Source organism: Epilithonimonas bovis DSM 19482, from assembly GCF_900108115.1.
In the GTDB taxonomy this organism is placed as follows: domain Bacteria; phylum Bacteroidota; class Bacteroidia; order Flavobacteriales; family Weeksellaceae; genus Epilithonimonas; species Epilithonimonas bovis.
The window spans coordinates 57,129-75,281 of the sequence record NZ_FTPU01000008.1; the positions used below are offsets into that span (position 1 = coordinate 57,129).

The 18,153-nt window shown below is 38.1% G+C and carries 10 protein-coding genes; 6 read left to right on the forward strand and 4 right to left on the reverse strand.

The genetic code is table 11. The features are described 5' to 3' along the window. Window position 1 precedes the first annotated feature (1 nt). Both fabV and B0B05_RS04985 read left to right on the forward strand, forming a co-directional pair. Window positions 2–1,204 carry an enoyl-ACP reductase FabV gene (gene fabV, locus B0B05_RS04980; protein ID WP_076782376.1) on the forward strand — a complete coding sequence of 401 codons (1,203 nt, stop codon included), beginning with the start codon at window positions 2–4 and terminating at the stop codon, window positions 1,202–1,204. Between the two features lie 257 nt (window positions 1,205–1,461). Beyond that, a complete protein-coding gene (locus B0B05_RS04985) occupies window positions 1,462–3,540 on the forward strand; it encodes a M3 family metallopeptidase (protein ID WP_394332783.1) in 2,079 nt (692 codons plus the stop codon). Between the two features lie 153 nt (window positions 3,541–3,693). On the opposite strand, the gene B0B05_RS04990 is transcribed toward B0B05_RS04985, so the two are convergent. Further along, window positions 3,694–5,637 carry an ABC-F family ATP-binding cassette domain-containing protein gene (locus tag B0B05_RS04990; protein WP_076782378.1) on the reverse strand — a complete coding sequence of 648 codons (1,944 nt, stop codon included), beginning with the start codon at window positions 5,635–5,637 and terminating at the stop codon, window positions 3,694–3,696. Between the two features lie 176 nt (window positions 5,638–5,813). Between B0B05_RS04990 and B0B05_RS04995 the strand changes: the two genes are divergently transcribed. Both B0B05_RS04995 and B0B05_RS05000 read left to right on the forward strand, forming a co-directional pair. Then, on the forward strand, window positions 5,814–6,785 hold the full coding sequence (locus B0B05_RS04995) for a deoxyhypusine synthase family protein (protein WP_076782379.1): 972 nt from the start codon (window positions 5,814–5,816) through the stop codon (window positions 6,783–6,785). 74 nt (window positions 6,786–6,859) lie between these two features. Next, window positions 6,860–7,369, forward strand: coding sequence for a ferritin (locus B0B05_RS05000; RefSeq protein ID WP_076782380.1), 510 nt, complete (start codon window positions 6,860–6,862; stop codon window positions 7,367–7,369). A gap of 138 nt (window positions 7,370–7,507) precedes the next feature. Here B0B05_RS05000 and B0B05_RS05005 read toward each other — a convergent pair whose 3' ends face one another. Together B0B05_RS05005 and B0B05_RS05010 are read right to left on the reverse strand one after the other, a co-directional pair. Then, the gene (locus tag B0B05_RS05005; protein WP_076782381.1) at window positions 7,508–10,657 is read right to left on the reverse strand and encodes a UvrD-helicase domain-containing protein; all 3,150 of its coding nucleotides are present in this window, start codon (window positions 10,655–10,657) and stop codon (window positions 7,508–7,510) included. 120 nt (window positions 10,658–10,777) lie between these two features. Further along, the gene (locus B0B05_RS05010; protein ID WP_076782382.1) at window positions 10,778–11,377 is read right to left on the reverse strand and encodes a ribonuclease HII; all 600 of its coding nucleotides are present in this window, start codon (window positions 11,375–11,377) and stop codon (window positions 10,778–10,780) included. 166 nt (window positions 11,378–11,543) lie between these two features. Between B0B05_RS05010 and B0B05_RS05015 the strand changes: the two genes are divergently transcribed. Together B0B05_RS05015 and B0B05_RS05020 are read left to right on the forward strand one after the other, a co-directional pair. Beyond that, window positions 11,544–14,534, forward strand: coding sequence for a SusC/RagA family TonB-linked outer membrane protein (locus tag B0B05_RS05015; RefSeq protein ID WP_245799215.1), 2,991 nt, complete (start codon window positions 11,544–11,546; stop codon window positions 14,532–14,534). Window positions 14,535–14,565: 31 nt separating this feature from the next. Beyond that, window positions 14,566–16,059: a RagB/SusD family nutrient uptake outer membrane protein gene (locus B0B05_RS05020; protein WP_076782422.1), complete on the forward strand. Its 1,494-nt coding sequence runs from the start codon at window positions 14,566–14,568 to the stop codon at window positions 16,057–16,059. 682 nt (window positions 16,060–16,741) lie between these two features. Here B0B05_RS05020 and B0B05_RS05025 read toward each other — a convergent pair. After that, window positions 16,742–18,142 (reverse strand): RagB/SusD family nutrient uptake outer membrane protein, encoded by a 1,401-nt coding sequence (locus B0B05_RS05025; protein ID WP_076782423.1) that lies wholly within the window; start codon window positions 18,140–18,142, stop codon window positions 16,742–16,744. Between the last annotated feature and the right edge of the window lie 11 nt (window positions 18,143–18,153).

Sequence of the window (18,153 nt, forward strand, 5' to 3'; positions counted from 1 at the left end):
AATGATTATTCAACCAAGAACAAGAGGATTTATTTGTTTGACAGCGCATCCGGACGGTGCTCTGCAAGCTGTTAAAAATCAGATAGAATATGTAAAGTCTAAGGGCAAAATCAAAAACGGCCCAAAAAAAGTTTTGGTCATCGGCGCTTCTACAGGTTTTGGCTTGTCTTCCAGGATTGCTGCTGCGTTTGGGTCAGATGCTGCAACCATCGGCGTTTTCTTTGAAAAGCCAGCATCTGAAGGTAAAATGGGAACTGCAGGATGGTATAATTCTGCCGCTTTTGAAAAAGAAGCCCACGCTGCCGGTTTATACGCCAAAAGTATTAATGGCGATGCATTTTCTGACGATATCAAAAGGCAAACCATTGATTTGATTAAGAAAGATCTGGGTCAGGTTGATTTGGTGGTTTACAGTTTGGCTTCGCCTAGAAGAACGCACCCAAAAACTGGTGTTGCTTATGCCTCTGTTCTTAAGCCAATCGGCGAACCGTTTACGAATAAAACCGTTGATTTCCATACTGGGGTGGTTTCTGATATTACCATTAGTCCTGTAGAAAATGAAGAAGATATTGCCAACACAATCGCTGTAATGGGCGGTGAAGACTGGAAATTCTGGATCGAGGATCTTAAAAATGCCGGTGTTTTGGCAGATGGTGTAAAAACGGTGGCTTATTCCTATATTGGCCCGGAACTGACTTTCCCGATCTACAGAAACGGAACGATTGGGCAGGCAAAAAATGACCTTGAGAAAACGGTTACTGTCCTTAATGATTTGTTGAAGGATTTGCATGGTGTATCTTATGTGTCTGTAAATAAGGCGCTGGTAACGCAGTCCAGTTCGGCGATCCCTGTGGTTCCGTTGTATATTTCCTTACTATACAAAGTGATGAAAGAAAAAGGGACACACGAGGGAACGATCGAGCAGATGCAAAGATTGTTTGCAGGCAGACTCTATACAGAGAATGGCGAAGTGCCTTTGGATGCAGATGGCAGAATCCGGATTGATGACTGGGAGATGGCCGAAGATGTGCAGGCAGAAGTGGCGAAATACTGGGACAAAGTGACGACGGAAACGCTTCCTGATATCAGTGATATAGAAGGTTACAGAAAAGAATTCTTCAATCTTTTCGGATTTGAAATCGATGGTGTTGACTATAAAAAAGATGCCAACGAGAATGTGAAAATCCCAAGTATTGAAGCTTAGCCTTTTTGGTAAATCCTAATAATAATATTTAAAACAGACGCTATGCAGTGTCTGTTTTTTTTCATGCAAACTTATGATTTTTAATGACCATTGATATCAATTGATTTACAGTTGCAAAACAAACACAATGTTTATGCAAATTTTGCAGTTTCTGTTACTCATTTTCCTTAATTTTATTCCTTAAAATAAAATTCTTAATGAAGAAAATCAAAACTACAATACTTATAACAGGCCTTGCTTTGGGAGCAGGGCAGGTTATGATTCACGCACAGCAGAAAAAAACAACTGTGGCTAAACAAAAAACTATGGCAGATAATCCATTTTTTCACAAGAGCAGCCTGCAGTATCAGGCTCCGGAATTTGATAAAATCAAAGATGAACATTTTAAACCGGCTTTTGATTTTGGACTGAAACAACATACACAGGAAATCGAAAAAATAGCTAACAATCCTGAAAAACCGACTTTTGAAAATACCATTGTCGCAATGGAAAAAAGTGGTGAGGTTCTCAACAGGGCGACTATTGTTTTCTATAACCTTACCAGCTCTAATACCAATACTACATTACAAAAACTGGAGGAGGAGTACGCGCCCATTTTCGCCTCGCATAGTGATAATATATATCTGAACGATAAGCTGTACCAGAGAATAAAAAATATTTCTGATAATGGACTTGATGCAGAATCTAAACGGCTATTACAGTATTACAGACAAAATTTTGATATTGCCGGCGCAGCCTTATCTTCTCAGCAAAAAAATGAACTGAAAGAAGTTAACCAACAGCTGGCTAAGCTGGAGACTCAGTTTTCCAACAAACTGCTGGAAGCCAGAAAACAAGGTGGATTATTAATCTCAGATGTCAAAGAATTGGATGGGCTGTCTGCTGATGAGATTGCCGCAGTAGCAGCTGATGCCAAGATTGCTGGGCATGACGGGCAGTACTTGTTGGCACTTCAGAATACCACACAACAGCCATTGCTTCAGAATCTAAAGAACAGGGCTACAAGAGAAAAACTCTTCAAGGCATCCTGGCTGAGAGCAGAAAAAGGGGATAAGAATGACACCAGAGAAACCATACAACAGTTGGTAAAACTTCGTCTGAAAAAAGCGCAGATCCTGGGTAAAAAAAGTTTTGCAGAGTGGCGTCTGCAGGATCAGATGGCCAAAAAGCCGGAGGCTGCCATGAATCTGATGAAGCAGATTGCCCAACCAGCAGTAGAAACGGCAAAACGAGAACAAGCAGAAATTCAGGAATTAATAAAATCCCAAGGGGGTAATTTTGAGGTGCAGCCATGGGATTGGAATTTCTATTCTGAGCAGGTGAGAAAAGCAAAATATGACCTTGATGAAAATCAAATCAAACCTTATTTTGAAGTAACCACAGTGTTGGAAAAAGGCGTTTTTTATGCCGCAGAAAAATTCTATGGCCTTACTTTCAAAAAAAGAACCGATTTGCCCGTTTACCATCCGGATGTTGTTGCCTATGAAGTGTTTGATAAAGATGGAAAATCTCTGGCAATCTACTATCTCGATTTCTTTACGCGAAGCTCCAAAAGTGGAGGTGCGTGGATGAACAATTTTGTTACTCAATCCTATCTCTTGGGGACAAAACCGGTTATCGTGAATGTTTACAACTTCCAAAAACCAGCCGCAGGCAAGCCTTCTCTGATATCCTTTGATGATGTGACGACGGTTTTCCACGAGTTTGGCCACTCTATCCACGGGATGTTTGCCAGCCAAAAATACCCTTCGATTTCGGGAACTGCAACGCCACGGGATTTTGTGGAATTCCCTTCTCAGATCAATGAGCATTTTGCGCTGGAGCCGGAGGTGCTGAACAATTATGCCGTGCATTATGAGACCAAACAGCCTATTCCCCAAGACTTGGTAGAGAAAATCAAAAAAGCATCCAAATTTAACCAAGGCTATGCGACAACAGAGCTGGTTTCTGCAGCTATGAACGATATGATGTGGCATTCTGTGACTGATGAGAGCCAGAATATTCCTGTTCTTGACTTTGAGAAAAAAGCTTTGGCAGACAATGGGTTTACTGTTGCGGCAGTCCCACCAAGGTACCACGCACCTTATTTTGCACACATCTGGGGTGGCGGTTATTCGGCAGGTTACTACGCCTACCTTTGGTCAGAGACCCTGGATAATGATGCCTGGGAGTGGATCAAGTCTCACGGTGGCATGACCAGAGAAAATGGTGACAGATTTAGAAAATATATCCTGTCAGTCGGTAATTCGGTGGATCTTAATCAGGCTTTTAGGGATTTTGCGGGTCATGATCCTGATATTAAGCCACTCTTGAGAAACAGAGGGTTTATAAAATAATGATTGATTAATAAAAAACGTTTCCAATTTTGGAAACGTTTTTTTGTAGGTAGATTGAAGAATTTAGATGTCACATATTACCTTTAAAAGTATACATCTATATTGTTGGATTATTAAATTTACTTATTAATTGATCAATAGCTAAGCTTCTAACTAAGCTTCTAACTGGCTGCCAAGATATTCCCATTCCTGCAAAGTGAGATCCAGATCTTCCTTTGTTTTGTTGTAGGTTTCCAGGATCTGTTCTGTAGGATTTTCTTTCGTGAAAGAAGATTCAAATTCGGCAATCTTAATTTCCAGCTCAGAGATTTTTTCTTCTACTTTTTTCAGTTTGTTCTGGATGTTTTTTTGTTCTTTGCTGACAATATTTATTGATTGATTGCTGTTGGTTTGTGGTTTTTCTGATTCCTGACTCTTGATTTTTGACTCTTGGATTTCCTCTTCTTTATGGAGTTTCGATCTCTCGGCAGAGATTTCCCGGATGCTTTCTTTTTGCCTGTATTCCAGATATTCGTCAATATTTCCTAAGAATTCTTTCATTTTGCCATCGCGGAACTCAAAAATTTTATCAGACAATCCCTGTAAAAATTCACGGTCGTGAGAAATGACAATCAGTGTTCCTTCATATTTCTGAAGTGCCAGCTTGATGATTTCCTTTGACTGAATATCCAAGTGGTTGGTGGGCTCATCCATAATCAAGGTATTGAAGGGACGGAGCAGTAATTTACACAGAGCCAGTCGGTTTCTTTCTCCTCCCGACAGGACTTTGGTTTTCTTTGTTACATCCTCACCCTGGAACAGGAAAGATCCTAAAAGGTCACGCACTCTCGGGCGAGTCTCTTCTGTTGCGGAGTCTTCTGCTTCTTGCAGAACGGTTTTTTCAGGTGATAAAACTTCTTCCTGATTTTGGGCAAAATAACCGATGCTTACATTGTGACCAAGGTTCCATTCGCCGGAATAATCTTTGATATCGCCAGCAAGAATTTTTGCCAAGGTGGTTTTCCCTTGTCCGTTTTGTCCCAAAAGTGAGATTCGGTCGCCACGTTCTACAAAGAAATCAACATGGTCAAAGATTTGTTTTTTACCATAAGCTTTCCCAAGATTTTTGGCTTCAAAAATGACTTTTCCGGGTGTTACGGATGGTTGGAAGCGGATATTGAATTTGGAAACATCCTCATTGTCAATCTCGATTCTTTCAATTTTATCAAGTTTTTTGATGAGTGACTGGGCAAAAGACGCTTTGGTAGCACTCGCCCGAAATTTGTTGATGTTGTCCTCCATCTGCTTGATTTCGGCATCCTGATTTTTCTTGGCCTGAGCCAGTTTTTCGCGGCGTTCTTTCCTCAATTCCAGATATTTGGAATAGTTGGCTTTATAATCCTCTATCTTTTTATTATTGACATCAAAAGTCCTGTTACAGATAGATGTCATAAACTGTTTATCGTGGCTCACCAGAACGATAGAACCGGGATAATCTTTAAGGAAATTTTCCAGCCAAATGATAGACTCCATATCCAGGTGGTTGGTAGGCTCATCCAGCAGCATCAGATCATTTTTCTGAAGGAGCAGCTTTGCCAGCTCGATTCTCATTCGCCATCCTCCGGAGAATTCATCCGTGATCTTGGTAAAATCGTCCGCTTTGAAACCCAATCCAAACAGGACTTTCTCTACATCACCTTCCAGATTGTAGGCATCATGGTGCATCAGGAGATCATTAAGTTCCGTCATCCTCACGATAAGGTCAGAATAAGCATCACTTTCGTAATCTGTTCTTGTGGCCAGTTGGTGATTCACATCTTCCAGCTCATTTTTCATCGCGTTGATTTGCTCATAAGCCTGCATGGTCTCATCCCAAACCGTTCTTCCCTTTACAAAATCAAGATCCTGCTTTAGAAAACCAATAGTAATATTACCTTCCGGCACGACGTTGCCTTCGTAGAAATTGATTTCTCCGGAGAGGATTTTGAGAAGGGTAGATTTGCCGGCACCGTTTTTACCAACCAAGCCAATTTTGTCGTCCTTCTTTATCGTAAAATTAACATCTCTGAAAAGATAATTGCCCGCATGATGCAATCCTAACCCCTGTGCCGAAATCATTGTTGTATGTTTAAAATTCCAATTTGCAAAAGTACTGAAATATGCTGGAAGTTAGAAGATGGATTTCAGAAGATTGTTATTTGATAATAATTAAGTGGTTACGATATAAAAACATCTGTCTCCTGACTTCTAACATAAAGTCAAAAATCCTACCTTTGCAAAAAATTTTCATAAAAATGAATAAGCCTATTTCGGAATTTATAGAAAAGTATTATCTGCATTTCAATGCAGCAGCATTGGTTGATGCCTCTAAAGGGTATGTTGCCCATCTAAAAGATGGTGGCAAGATGCTGATCTCTCTTGGTGGTGCAATGTCTACTGCAGAGTTAGGGAAGATATTGGCAGAGATGATTCGCCAGGATAAGGTGCAGATCATTTCTTGTACCGGTGCCAATCTAGAAGAAGATGTGATGAACCTTGTGGCGCATTCCCATTACAAAAGAGTACCGAATTACAGAGATCTTACGCCTGAGCAAGAGAGAGAATTATTGGATAACCATTATAACAGGGTAACAGATACATGTATCCCGGAGGAGGAAGCGTTCCGAAGACTCCAAAAACATCTTGAAGATGTCTGGCATGCTGCGGAAGCCAAGGGTGAGAGGTATTTTCCACACGAATTTTTGTATCAGGTTATCAATTCAGGAGTTTTGGAGCAATATTATGAGATCGATCCAAAAGACTCGTGGATGGTTGCTGCTGCCGAGAAGAATTTGCCGATTATTTGCCCGGGTTGGGAAGATTCTACAACAGGTAACATTTTTGCATCCAATGTAATCAAAGGGAACCTAAATGTTCATACTGTAAAAAACGGAACAGAATATATGATTTACCTCACCGAATGGTACCGTGCCAATTCTCATGGGAAAGGTGTTGGATTCTTTCAGATCGGTGGTGGTATCTCTGGTGACTTCCCGATTTGTGTAGTGCCAATGATGTACCAGGATCTGGAGTGGGAAGATGTACCGTTCTGGTCATACTTCTGTCAGATATCTGACTCCACAACCTCTTACGGGTCTTATTCCGGTGCGGTTCCTAATGAGAAAATCACCTGGGGTAAGCTGGATATTGATACGCCGAAATTTGTTGTAGAAAGCGATGCAACCATCTGTGCACCATTGATGTTTACATACGTTTTGGAAAACTAATCGATCTACATAATTTTGATAAAGAGCAGTTATTTAACTGCTCTTTTTTTTATATTTGGGAAAAAATTAAAGTTATGGTGAGCGATACAATTATCAGGTTGATGAACGAACAAATTACGAAAGAGCAATATGCGTCTCAGCTTTATCTTTCTATGAGTGCCTGGTTCTATTCTCAGGATCTTGAGGGTGTAGCCAATTATTTTCGTGTACAGTCCAAAGAAGAGCTGATGCATGCTGATAAGATGTTTGATTATATCAATAATGTAGGAGGACAAGTCGTTTTGGATGAGGTTGCGAAGCCACCACACGAATTTTCCGGTGCACAGGATATTTTTGAACAAGCGCTGGAGCACGAGCGGCTGGTTACCAAAAGTATCTTCAATATTGTAAAAGCCGCCAATGACGAAGGTGATTTTGCAACCACCAGTTTTTTACAATGGTTTATCAACGAGCAGGTAGAGGAGGAGTCCAGTGCATCGCTTTTGGTTACAAAAATTAAAATGGTAAAAGACAATCCTTCTGCACTCTATCTTTTTGATCAGGAGCTGGCTCAGCGGGTTTTTACGCCTGCAGCCGAGAACTAAATAAAAAAAAATCACAGCTGAAAATAGTTTTAAATTTATATGTTATCAATATTTGTAAATTACTGGCACAAAATGTTTTAACTATTAATCTTAATGATAAAAATCCCCAAAAGATTATCTTCCGGGGATTTTTCATTTTTAAATATAGATCACATCTGTTTTCAGAACTTTTTTGCCAAAGTGTTCCAGCTTATCTTTATAAAGCTTTACCTGTTTCCGGTCTTTGGCATTTTCCTCGCCGGTTTTAAAATCAATAATGATATAACCATCCCTGGTCTCTATCAGGCGGTCTGGGCGGTATGTTTTTGAGCTGCCGTCTTCCGTGGCGAACAATTCCCTTTCATTGATGATTTTCAGGTTTTCTTCAAAATAGGCGGCATACTCTTTCTGATGAAGCACAGACTCTATACGCATCAATATAGATTGCTTCTCATCTGCAGAAATAATCCCTTCCAGAAAATAGGAATTAAGAACCTTAGGCAGGTCTTTTTTCGTTTTTATTTTGGACAGGATCTCATGCGTGAAAATACCAATTCTTACGTGCTCTACGCGGTTTTGGTAACTTTTTGATGTGGTGGCAATCTCTATTCTGGATGCTTTTTCTGCCTGTTCAGCAATGCTGTTAATACTTTCTGAGAGATAATTTTGTTGCTGTTTTATTTTCTTTTTCCGAATATCTGAGGTAGGGAAAATATCGAAAGAATCCTGCGCTTCACCGTTCACTGCCGGTTGGAACTGCATTACAAAATCAAATAATTCCAAATGATTGGCCGTTTTGCCCGGTTTTTCCAGATAAAGAAAAAGCTGCTCTACAGGCCGCGTGGTTGCTACGTATTGGATGCACAAGCGGTCTATTTTGTTTCGGTAAGAGTTTTCTGAATTAAATTTTGCCAGATCTTCGTCATAATTTTCCAGTTCGGGTGAAAACTGCGTCAGGATAACGGTTTTCAGTTCATCGTCGCTGTCAAGATCAAACCACTCAGAGAATTTTTTGTCATTATTTTTATTTTCCATCGGGATAAAAACAACAGGGAATTCAAGCCCTTTTGCCTTATGGATGGTCATAATCTGCACTGCATCAATATTTTCGCTCGCCTGAATGCTGATTTTTGAAGCCTCATCGTCCCAGTATTTCAGGAATTCTTTTAGTGTTGCTCCCGCATTTTGGGTGTAATTGAAGAGCATTTCCAGAAAATTAAGAAGAAAATCGGTCTCTTTATTTTCCACAGAAAACTCCTGGACATAATATTCGATAAAGTTATACAGGTTAAGTTGCGGAACATCTTTCTGAACCAGTGTGATCTTGTAATGTTCATCGATATAATTCTCTATGTCCTTTTTTGATTCCAGAATTAAAATGTTTCTGATTTCAGAGGTAAAATCATCCATTTTAATTCTTCCGGAAACATTTAGGTAATACATCATTTTTACCAGAAACTGACGGTTTTTGGGCGTGATGTTCCATTTCAGAAACTCAATGAGCGCCTTGATAGTGAAGGACAAATCAAGGGTAAGGCCTTTTTCGGAGATGGTTTTGATGTAGATCTCGTTATTGTTATAATTAACTTTTAAGTTACCCAAAAGCTGAGAATAGTTGAAGATATCCGTATTCCCGCGGCAAAGAATTGTGATATCAGAGAATGAAAATCCGTTATCCAGGCATTCCTGGATATCCAGCCGCATCTTTTCGGCCGAGTCTTCATAAAAAACCGCCTTGGTCGAATTTTCTAACAGATGGATTTTTACGCGGCCTTCCAGATCGGATTGCGCTTTCTGCAGTGCATTTTCGCCAAAGATTTTCTGATGCTCATCATTAAGGTCTTTTGACATATAATTGTAGAGCTCATTGTTGAACCGGACAATGTTCCGGGCGCTTCTCCAGTTGTACTCCAGGTTTTCTAAGGTCGCGAATTTTGGTGTGGGTTCTTTGTGATTAATAATGTCCAGCATTAGCGCGCTTTCTCCACCACGGAACCTGTAGATGCTTTGCTTTGGGTCCCCAACAATCGTGAAACTTGTGTTGTCTGAGGTTATACTGTTGTCACGGAGCGGAAGGAAATTCTGCCATTGCATTGCTGATGTATCCTGAAATTCATCAAAAAAATAATGCTGAAACTGAGTGCCTACTTTCTCATAGATAAATGCTGATGGCTCATTTCTGAGGTTTTCATTAATTATAATATTAAATTTAGACAACAGTACAAGATCATTTTCTTCTTCAATTTCCAACAATTTTTTCTGGATATCCGCATTCACTTTCAGAGGGAGAATAGCTTCCAGCACTTTTTCTTTTTTAAGTGTATTGATGTACAGATCTATGATTTCCCGGCGCCATCCAATGAGCTGGGGCAGCACCTCCTCAATATTGTTTTGCTTTGCCTTTGCCTTTCCTGATGCACCTTTCATAAAATTGGTGAGAGCCGATTCTTCATTGGCCGGAAACGGGAAACCATCTCTTCTCTTGCCATAAAAATCATCAGCTTTTTGAAAAAAGCCACCCAATCCATTTCTACCCTGTGCAAAATCCTCAATATCAATATCACGGTTTTTTATTAATTCCAGAGCCTGCTTTGCAAGATTTGACGCCTGTATTTTGTTATCAGTAATCTTTTTCCGCAGTTCAATCTTCTTGCGTTCATAAGCCTGCCACTCAAAATCTTTGTTGTCCTGCAAAGGCTGATAATGCACATCGCTCACAAATTTTTTGGCCGAATTGTATAATGTTTGGTTCAGGTTGACGCGTTCATTATTATCAAGGTTATAATTGACAAAATCCATAAAAGCGTCCGAAACGGTGTCATCTTCACCAATCTCGTCCAGCATTTTATCTACCGCTTCTATCAGGTAAGGCTCCGACTGGATCTCCAGATTAAAATTCTGAGCCAGACCAAGTTCGTACGAAAAACTCTTTACCAGCCGGGAATTGAACTTGTCAATTGTCCCTATATTAAGTGTAGAGTAGTGGTGCAGGATATAATCCAGCACTTTTTGTGACCGGTGATGAAGATCTTCAAGCGTAACTCTGTATCCTTTTTCTTTCAAAGCCAGCTGAATGTTTTTGAGATCGTTGTTTTGTGCATAATGGTCCTTTACAAATTCGCCAAGGTAGAAGAGGATTCTTTCCTTCATCTCGTTTGCGGCTTTGTTGGTAAAAGTTAATGCGAGTATATTCCTGATAGCATCAGGTTGATTGGGAAACCGCAGGCAAATCATTAATAACCTTTGTACCAGCGTATAAGTTTTGCCAGAGCCGGCAGATGCATTGATGACGGAATAAGTGTTTTGCATAATAACAAATATAACGGAAAAGAATGAATATTGATAGACGTAGAGCACTTCAAAAAACAATGACGCTATAATTATATGCCAGTCTATTATCTATCCGTCTATTATCTGTCCATCTACAATCTATTCTTCGATGTCTATATCGTAATCCAGCCGGAACGACCGCCTGTGATGGATGTTGGGTCCGTATTTTTTCAAAGCCCGCTGATGGGTTTTGGTACAATAACCGAAATTGGTATTCCAACCATATTCTGGAAACTCATCGTGAAGTTTTATCATTAAGTTATCACGATAGTTTTTCGCAAGAATTGACGCTGCTGCAATTGAAAGATATTTGCTGTCACCTTTGATAACACATTGGTGCGGGATATAATTATAAGGATGAAACCGGTTTCCATCTACAAGAATTAATTCTGGTCTGTTCTGTAATTGGTCAAGCGCCAGATGCATCGCATGGATGCTAGCATTGAGAATGTTATGTTCATCTATAAATGCAGGAGGCAGCTCTGCAATAGCAAACTCAACGGCGTTTTCCCTTATATAAAGATCAAGACTCTGTCTGGTTTTATAATTTAACGTTTTAGAATCATTAACTAAATTTTGCTTAAATTTTTTATTGACAATTACAGCCGCAGCCACAACCGGCCCGGCCAGGCATCCTCTGCCAACCTCATCACATCCGGCTTCTATATAGATTTTTGAAAAAGATTTTTTTAAGGGCATAACTATAAGAGGGTGCAAAGTTACCCAATAATTTGATAAAATTGTGTTTAGCATATTTTCTAAATTTTGTGATTTCATGTTTAGAGTCGATAATTTTACCTGTATTTTAATATAGAATTTGATATTTATTCTGATAAATTATCACTTATGAAAAAAAAACTTGTGAGTGTTAAAATTATTTAACATTTTTGCCGTATTGATTAATAAAAATTTTGATATGAATGTTAAACTAAAAGTTTTAAGTGCTGGTGTTCTATTTTTTACAGGACAGGCGCTTATGGCCCAAAAGACCGATACTGCAAAGGTTTCTAATATAGAAGAAGTAGTAGTGGTTGCTTATGGGACACAAAAGAAGGAGACGTTGGTAGGTTCAAATACTCAGATTTCTGCAAGCCAAATTGCTGACAGACCAATTTCCAATGTTTTGCAAGCAATTGATGGTGCTAGCCCAGGCGTTAAAATTAGTACTAGTACAGGGCAGCCAGGTAGCTCGCCATCCATACAGATCAGAGGTATTGGCTCTTACAATATTTCAACTGCTCCACTGTATATTGTTGATGGCGTAATATATACAGGATCTTTAAATGCAATCAATCCTGATGATATTTCATCTATGAACATCTTAAAGGATGCCGCATCTACTTCATTATATGGTTCCAGTGCAGCCAATGGGGTTGTTTTGATTACTACTAAAAAAGGCCGTAGGAATTCAAATACCCTAAATTTTGGAATGTCTACTGGTTATGTTTCCAGATCTATTCCTGAATATGACAGAGTAAATGCTTACCAATACTATCCGTTGGTATGGGAGTCTATCAGAAATGGCAGACTTACTACTGGTGCAAGTACTACTGTAGCTGCAGCAAATGCTTATGCTAGTGCCAATTTAATTTCAGATGTCCTTAAAACTAATGTTTTTAATGTAGCTGATGGGGTACTGGTTACTGATGGGGTTTTAAACCCTAATGCCGCTTTAAAATATACTGACCTAGACTGGCAAAAAGCATTGATAAAAAGTGGTTTCAGACAAAATTATGATTTAAATTACAGTGGTGGTAGTGATAAAACGACATACTATGCATCGGTAGGTTATACCAAAGAAACCGGGTATATTTTAAAATCAGATTTTGAAAGATTTAATGCAAAAGTTGCAGTAGACTCTCAAGTTAAAAACTGGTTGAAAGTAGGTGTTAATTTAACAGGAACTTCATCCAACGGAAATAACTCCGTAGATGGTGCCAATAATAATTCTTCATACATCAATCCATACTCATGGACAAGAACTATGGGTCCAATTTATTCTCCATATGCTCACGATCCAATTTCCAACGCCACCTTGTATGATGCCGCCGGAAATGTTATATATGATGCAGGAAGCAACAGAGGAGTCAGTGCAGCAGCAGGGCGTAATGTTATTTGGGAAACTTTGTTAAATAGAGATATTTCTAAAAATTATTATATTATCTCTAGATCTTATGCAGAGATTAAATTTGATAAGTATCTAACATTAACAACTAATGTAGGTTATGATATAAGAAACAATAAGAGAAACCAATACACAAACAAACTTATTGGTGATGCAGCTCCTGCTGGTGCAGCCGAAATTAGTACCTTTACTGAGCAAACGCTTACTTGGAATCAATTGTTAAATTACAAAAGAAGTTTTGGTAGTCACAGCTTTGATGTTCTTGTGGGACATGAGAATTATAAATATATTTATGAATACATGGATGGCTACAAGCAGGGACAAGTAGCTGATAATAATTATGACCTTACTAATTTTGTAACCACAACATCTTTAACATCTCAAACAGATAATTATAGAAAAGAAGGTGCTTTTGGTAGATTTAATTATGATTTTGCTTCCAAATATATTCTTTCAGCTTCCATTAGATGGGACGGATCTTCCCGTTTTGCGCCAGATACTAGATGGAATTCTTTTTGGTCAGTTGGGGCTGGTTGGAGAGCTAAGGGAGAAAACTTCTTGAAAAATGTAAATTTTGTTGATGAACTAAAAATAAGAGGTTCGTATGGTGAGGTTGGTAATGATATCGCGAATAATTATTACTTGTATAAAAGTAATTATGCTTTAGGATATAATAATGCTAATGAAGCAGGGATTTTGTTTGATCTCTTAGCAGATCCGTTAGTTACTTGGGAGGCAAACAGACAGTATGATGCTGCAATTGATTTTGGTTTTTGGAATAAGAGAATTACTGGTACTGCAGAGTATTATAAGAGAAATACAGATGGACTATTATTTGCTAAACCACTACCTGTTTCTGCAGGGGTTCCAGGAAGTACAATTCTTCAAAACTTAGGCAATATGTACAATCAGGGATATGAATTCTCTTTGAATGTTGACGTTATCAGAAAATCTAATTTTGGATGGAGTATTAATGGAAATGCTTCTACATTGAAAAATAGATTTACCAAGTTGCCAGATGGTCAAACAGAAATTATTAATGGCACGAAAAAAATCATGGTTGATCACTCTATCTATGATTACTGGTTGAGACAATGGTACGGTGTTGATGCTGCAGATGGTTCACCATTATTCTTAGTTGCAGATGCTTATGCAAACACGACTGCTTCTGATATAAGAACTGTAAATGGCACATTGGTAACTACCAATTATGCAAAAGCAAAATATGATTATTCCGGAACGGCAATTCCTGATTTATTTGGATCTTTTGGAACAACAGTCCGTTTTAAAAATCTAAGTTTCAGTACTATGTTCACTTATCAGATTGGTGGTAAAACATATGATAGTAACTATGCTTCCCTAATGTCATCTTACACACAAGGTGGTGCTTTAAGCACTGATATCTTAAACAGATGGACAACACCAGGGCAAATAACAGATGTTCCTGCTCTTAACTCATCTACATATACTAATTCTGATGTTGCAAGTACAAGATGGTTGGTAAAATCAGATTTTATAAGCTGGAGACAGGCAACAATATCATATAATCTTAACAAAGATTATATTGATCAATTTGGATTTACAGCATTTAAGCTCTTCTTATCAGGAGAAAATCTTTGGAGCAAAACCGCCCGCAAAGGATTAGAGCCAACTCAATCTTTTAGCGGAACCACCACCAACAGATATACACCTGCAAGAATTATTACCATAGGTCTTAATGTATCATTCTAAAAATAATATAATGAAATTAATAAATAAAAAAATAAAAAATCTCTTCATAGGTGCTTTATCAGTATTCACAATAGCTACTGTGAATTCTTGTAGTAGTGATTATTTTGATACTAATCCAACGGATGCAGTGTCGGATGCAGAAGCTTTCTCTACTGCAGACAATGTTATGGCTATAGTCAACGGTATGATTAGAAATATGTACTATAGGCAAAATAGTAATCAGGGCCAAGCCGGGCAAAGTGGGATTATGATAATGATGGATGCTTTAGGAGAAGATTTGGTTTTTCCTTCTACCGGTAATGGCTGGTATCTATCAACTGTAAGATGGCAAGATCAGATCAATGAAAATGGCGCTAATGACCTTTTTCCTTATCAATTCTATTATGCACTCATAAGAAATGCTAATTTAATTATACAAAACGCACCGAGGGTACCTGCAAATACCACCTCAGATGCTTTGACGATTAAAAAAGCTACTGGAGAAGCCTATGCTTTTCGTGCATTCTCATATTATATGCTGGTTCAGTTATATGGTAAAAGATATGTTGCCGGTAGTACTAATTCCCAGAATGGTGTGCCTTTACGTTTAACCGTTGACGAAGCTCCAATGAAAAGAAATACAGTTGAAGAAGTTTATACTCAAATCAATCAGGATTTGGATACATCCTTAACTTATCTTAAAGGTACTAGCAGAGCTGTCAAATCACATTTTAACGAAAGTGTCGTGCGAGGTTTGATCGCAAGGGTTGCATTAACGCAAGGTAATTATACTTTAGCAGCAGAACAGGCTAAAAAAGCAAGAACAGGTTTTGCACTCATGTCTAACACAGCTTATACATCAGGGTTCAATACGTTGGAAGGTAATGCTGAATGGATGTGGGGAAGTACTATTATTTCTGAACAAACAGATTATTTTGGGAATTTCGGAGCATATATGTCTAGAAACTATAATTCCACCAATATCAGAAAAGCTCCTAAGGCTATTAACAGTGCGCTTTATGCAAAATTTCCTGCAACAGATATCAGAACAAAGAATTTTGACCCAACCGGTGAACATACTTCTTTAGGATTGCCGAAAACGTATTCAAAATTTCCTTATACCAGTCAAAAATTCTTAGCAGTCAGTCAATCAGACAGTAGATGTGATGTTCCTTTTATGAGATCAGCGGAAATGTATCTGATTGAGGCAGAGGCTTTAGCAAAATCTGGTAAAGAAACTGAGTCTAAAAAGGTTTTTAACGAGTTTGCTAAGAACAGGAACCCTTCATATGCCGGCGCTACAACAACTGGTGATGCCTATATAAGTGAAATTTTATTAAGCAGGAGACTAGAGTTGTGGGGCGAAGGCTTTAGGTTTTTAGATCTTAAGAGATTGAATGCTGATCTTGACAGGACAGGAGCTAATCACAATTCTACAGTTGTAAATAATGTGATGACTGTTTCTAACACTGACAAAAGATGGGAATATTTGATCCCGCGAAAAGAAATTAATGCTAATCCACTTATAGAACAAAATCCACTTTAGTTTCTATATCAAACTAAGTTCATTCAAAGCTGTCTCAAAATTGAGATGGCTTTTTTATTTAACAGCATAAATATGGATTAGAAAGCCTTTTAAGTTTTATACACGGTTTCTGATGAATGCATAGTATTAAATTTTTTCCAAGAAAAATTTAATACCTATTTATTACCAAAGTATTTCTCTTAAAGAGCATTCTGTAAAATAGATTCTAGAAATCTAATACTTAAGTTTTTCCAGTTTAAATATTATTATATAAAAATCAATAATTGTAGGTGAAAAAAATTGATTATTTAAAGCAATAAATGTTATGAAACTTTTTCTCGTAGCTTGTATACCGTAGAATTAAGATAGATGAATACATTTTTGGGCCAGTCGAATGAGGGTAACTTAAGTTCGAATTTATCTTCTTATAAAACTTTATTAGGTATGGTAAAACATCCGACCTAAAATGGACCGCTTTTGTAATATTATTAAAAACCTGGTTTTTGATTAAATTGCATTTAGAAAATATTACTGAAAGCTATTTTATATAGTTACTATTTAAAGCTTTTTCAAGGTCTACTCTATATGATTTTAGAATTCCACTTTACACAACAGGAATTGAAAGTTATTAAATTATATAGAATTAAAAAAAACAGGCTGTCCAAATTAGGCAGCCTGCTTGCAAATATTATCGAAAACTTAATTAGTTGTCATAACCCGGGTTAGAAACAATAAGCGTTCCTGCCACATTGGTTTCTGCACGTGGAATTGGGAAAGCCAACAGTCTTTTATCTACGCCGGCTGGTAAAAAGGATTTGTCTCCCCAACGTAATAAATCCCATTGTCTTTGACCTTCACCCATAAGCTCTTTAAGTCTTTCTGTTTTTAGGTCATCCATAGAAACAGCAGTTGCAGTGTCCAAACCTCTTCTTGTTACAATGCTGTTGTAATACGCTAAAGCTTTGGCCGGAGAACCTCCGTTAAGTTCTGCTTCTACACCTGCAAGGATAACTTCTTCTATACGGATCATCTTGATATTGTCCGCTCCATTATCCTGAGTGTATTTGCCACCTATATATGGGTAGTAAATTGCTTCTCCGGTATCTTCATCAGGTTCGTTATAGAACAAAGAATATCGTGCATCATTTTCATCAAACAGGTTAAAGGCATCCTCATTCACTTCTAAGTTATTATAACCGTAAACATTAAGGATATAACCGTAAGAATCTGTTGCTAATGCAGAGTTGATACCGACAGCTAATTCGAAGATAGAGTTACCGGCAGCACCATTCATCTCAAAACTGAAAGTTGTTTTCAAACTTCCAGCATCTGCTATCGTATAATTTTTTGAATTAACGATGTCATCTACGAGTGTTCTAACTTTTGCGTAGTCTTTTTTGTAAAGGTAGAATCTGGTCATCAAAGCTTTCAAACCATTGATGGAAAGATCTGTCTTGTTAGAAGGATTGTCATATCCAGCTTTTTGCTGCATTAGACTCAATGCCTTTGTAAAGTCAGCATCAATTTGCGCTTCTGTTTCAGCGATTGTAGCACGTGGCATTTTGGCAGTAGGATCATATTTTGTTGGCAAAACAATACCTAGGTTTCCAGTTTCTGCAAACTGCTGACCGTAAAGTTTTAACAGGTCAAAAAATGCTACCGCTCTTAGACCATATGCCTGGCCTTGTAAATATTGCGCCTTTTCTGCAGCACCAGCGCCTGCAAATCCCGAAACATCTGTATTGACAACGATGTTGGCTTTTGCTACAGTTTCGTATATTTTGTTCCAGGTATCGGTCGCATATGCATCATTGGAAAGCATTTTGTAAGTCTGTACGGTTGTGAAATAACCTCCTTTCAGATTACTGAACATCTCGTCAGACCTAACTTCACCATAAGCAAGATAATCACATCCATAATAATTGGTAGATCTCATACTTGCGTAGATACCTCTTACAAAAGTTTGTACCTCATCTACAGATTCTAATGGTCTCTGAATAATATTCTGATTAAACTCTCTGTCTACAAAATCATCACTACACGAAATATTGAATGTAAGTAATGCTGCAGAAAATATTGCGATTTTAAATAATCTCTTTTTCATTTTTTTTTGTT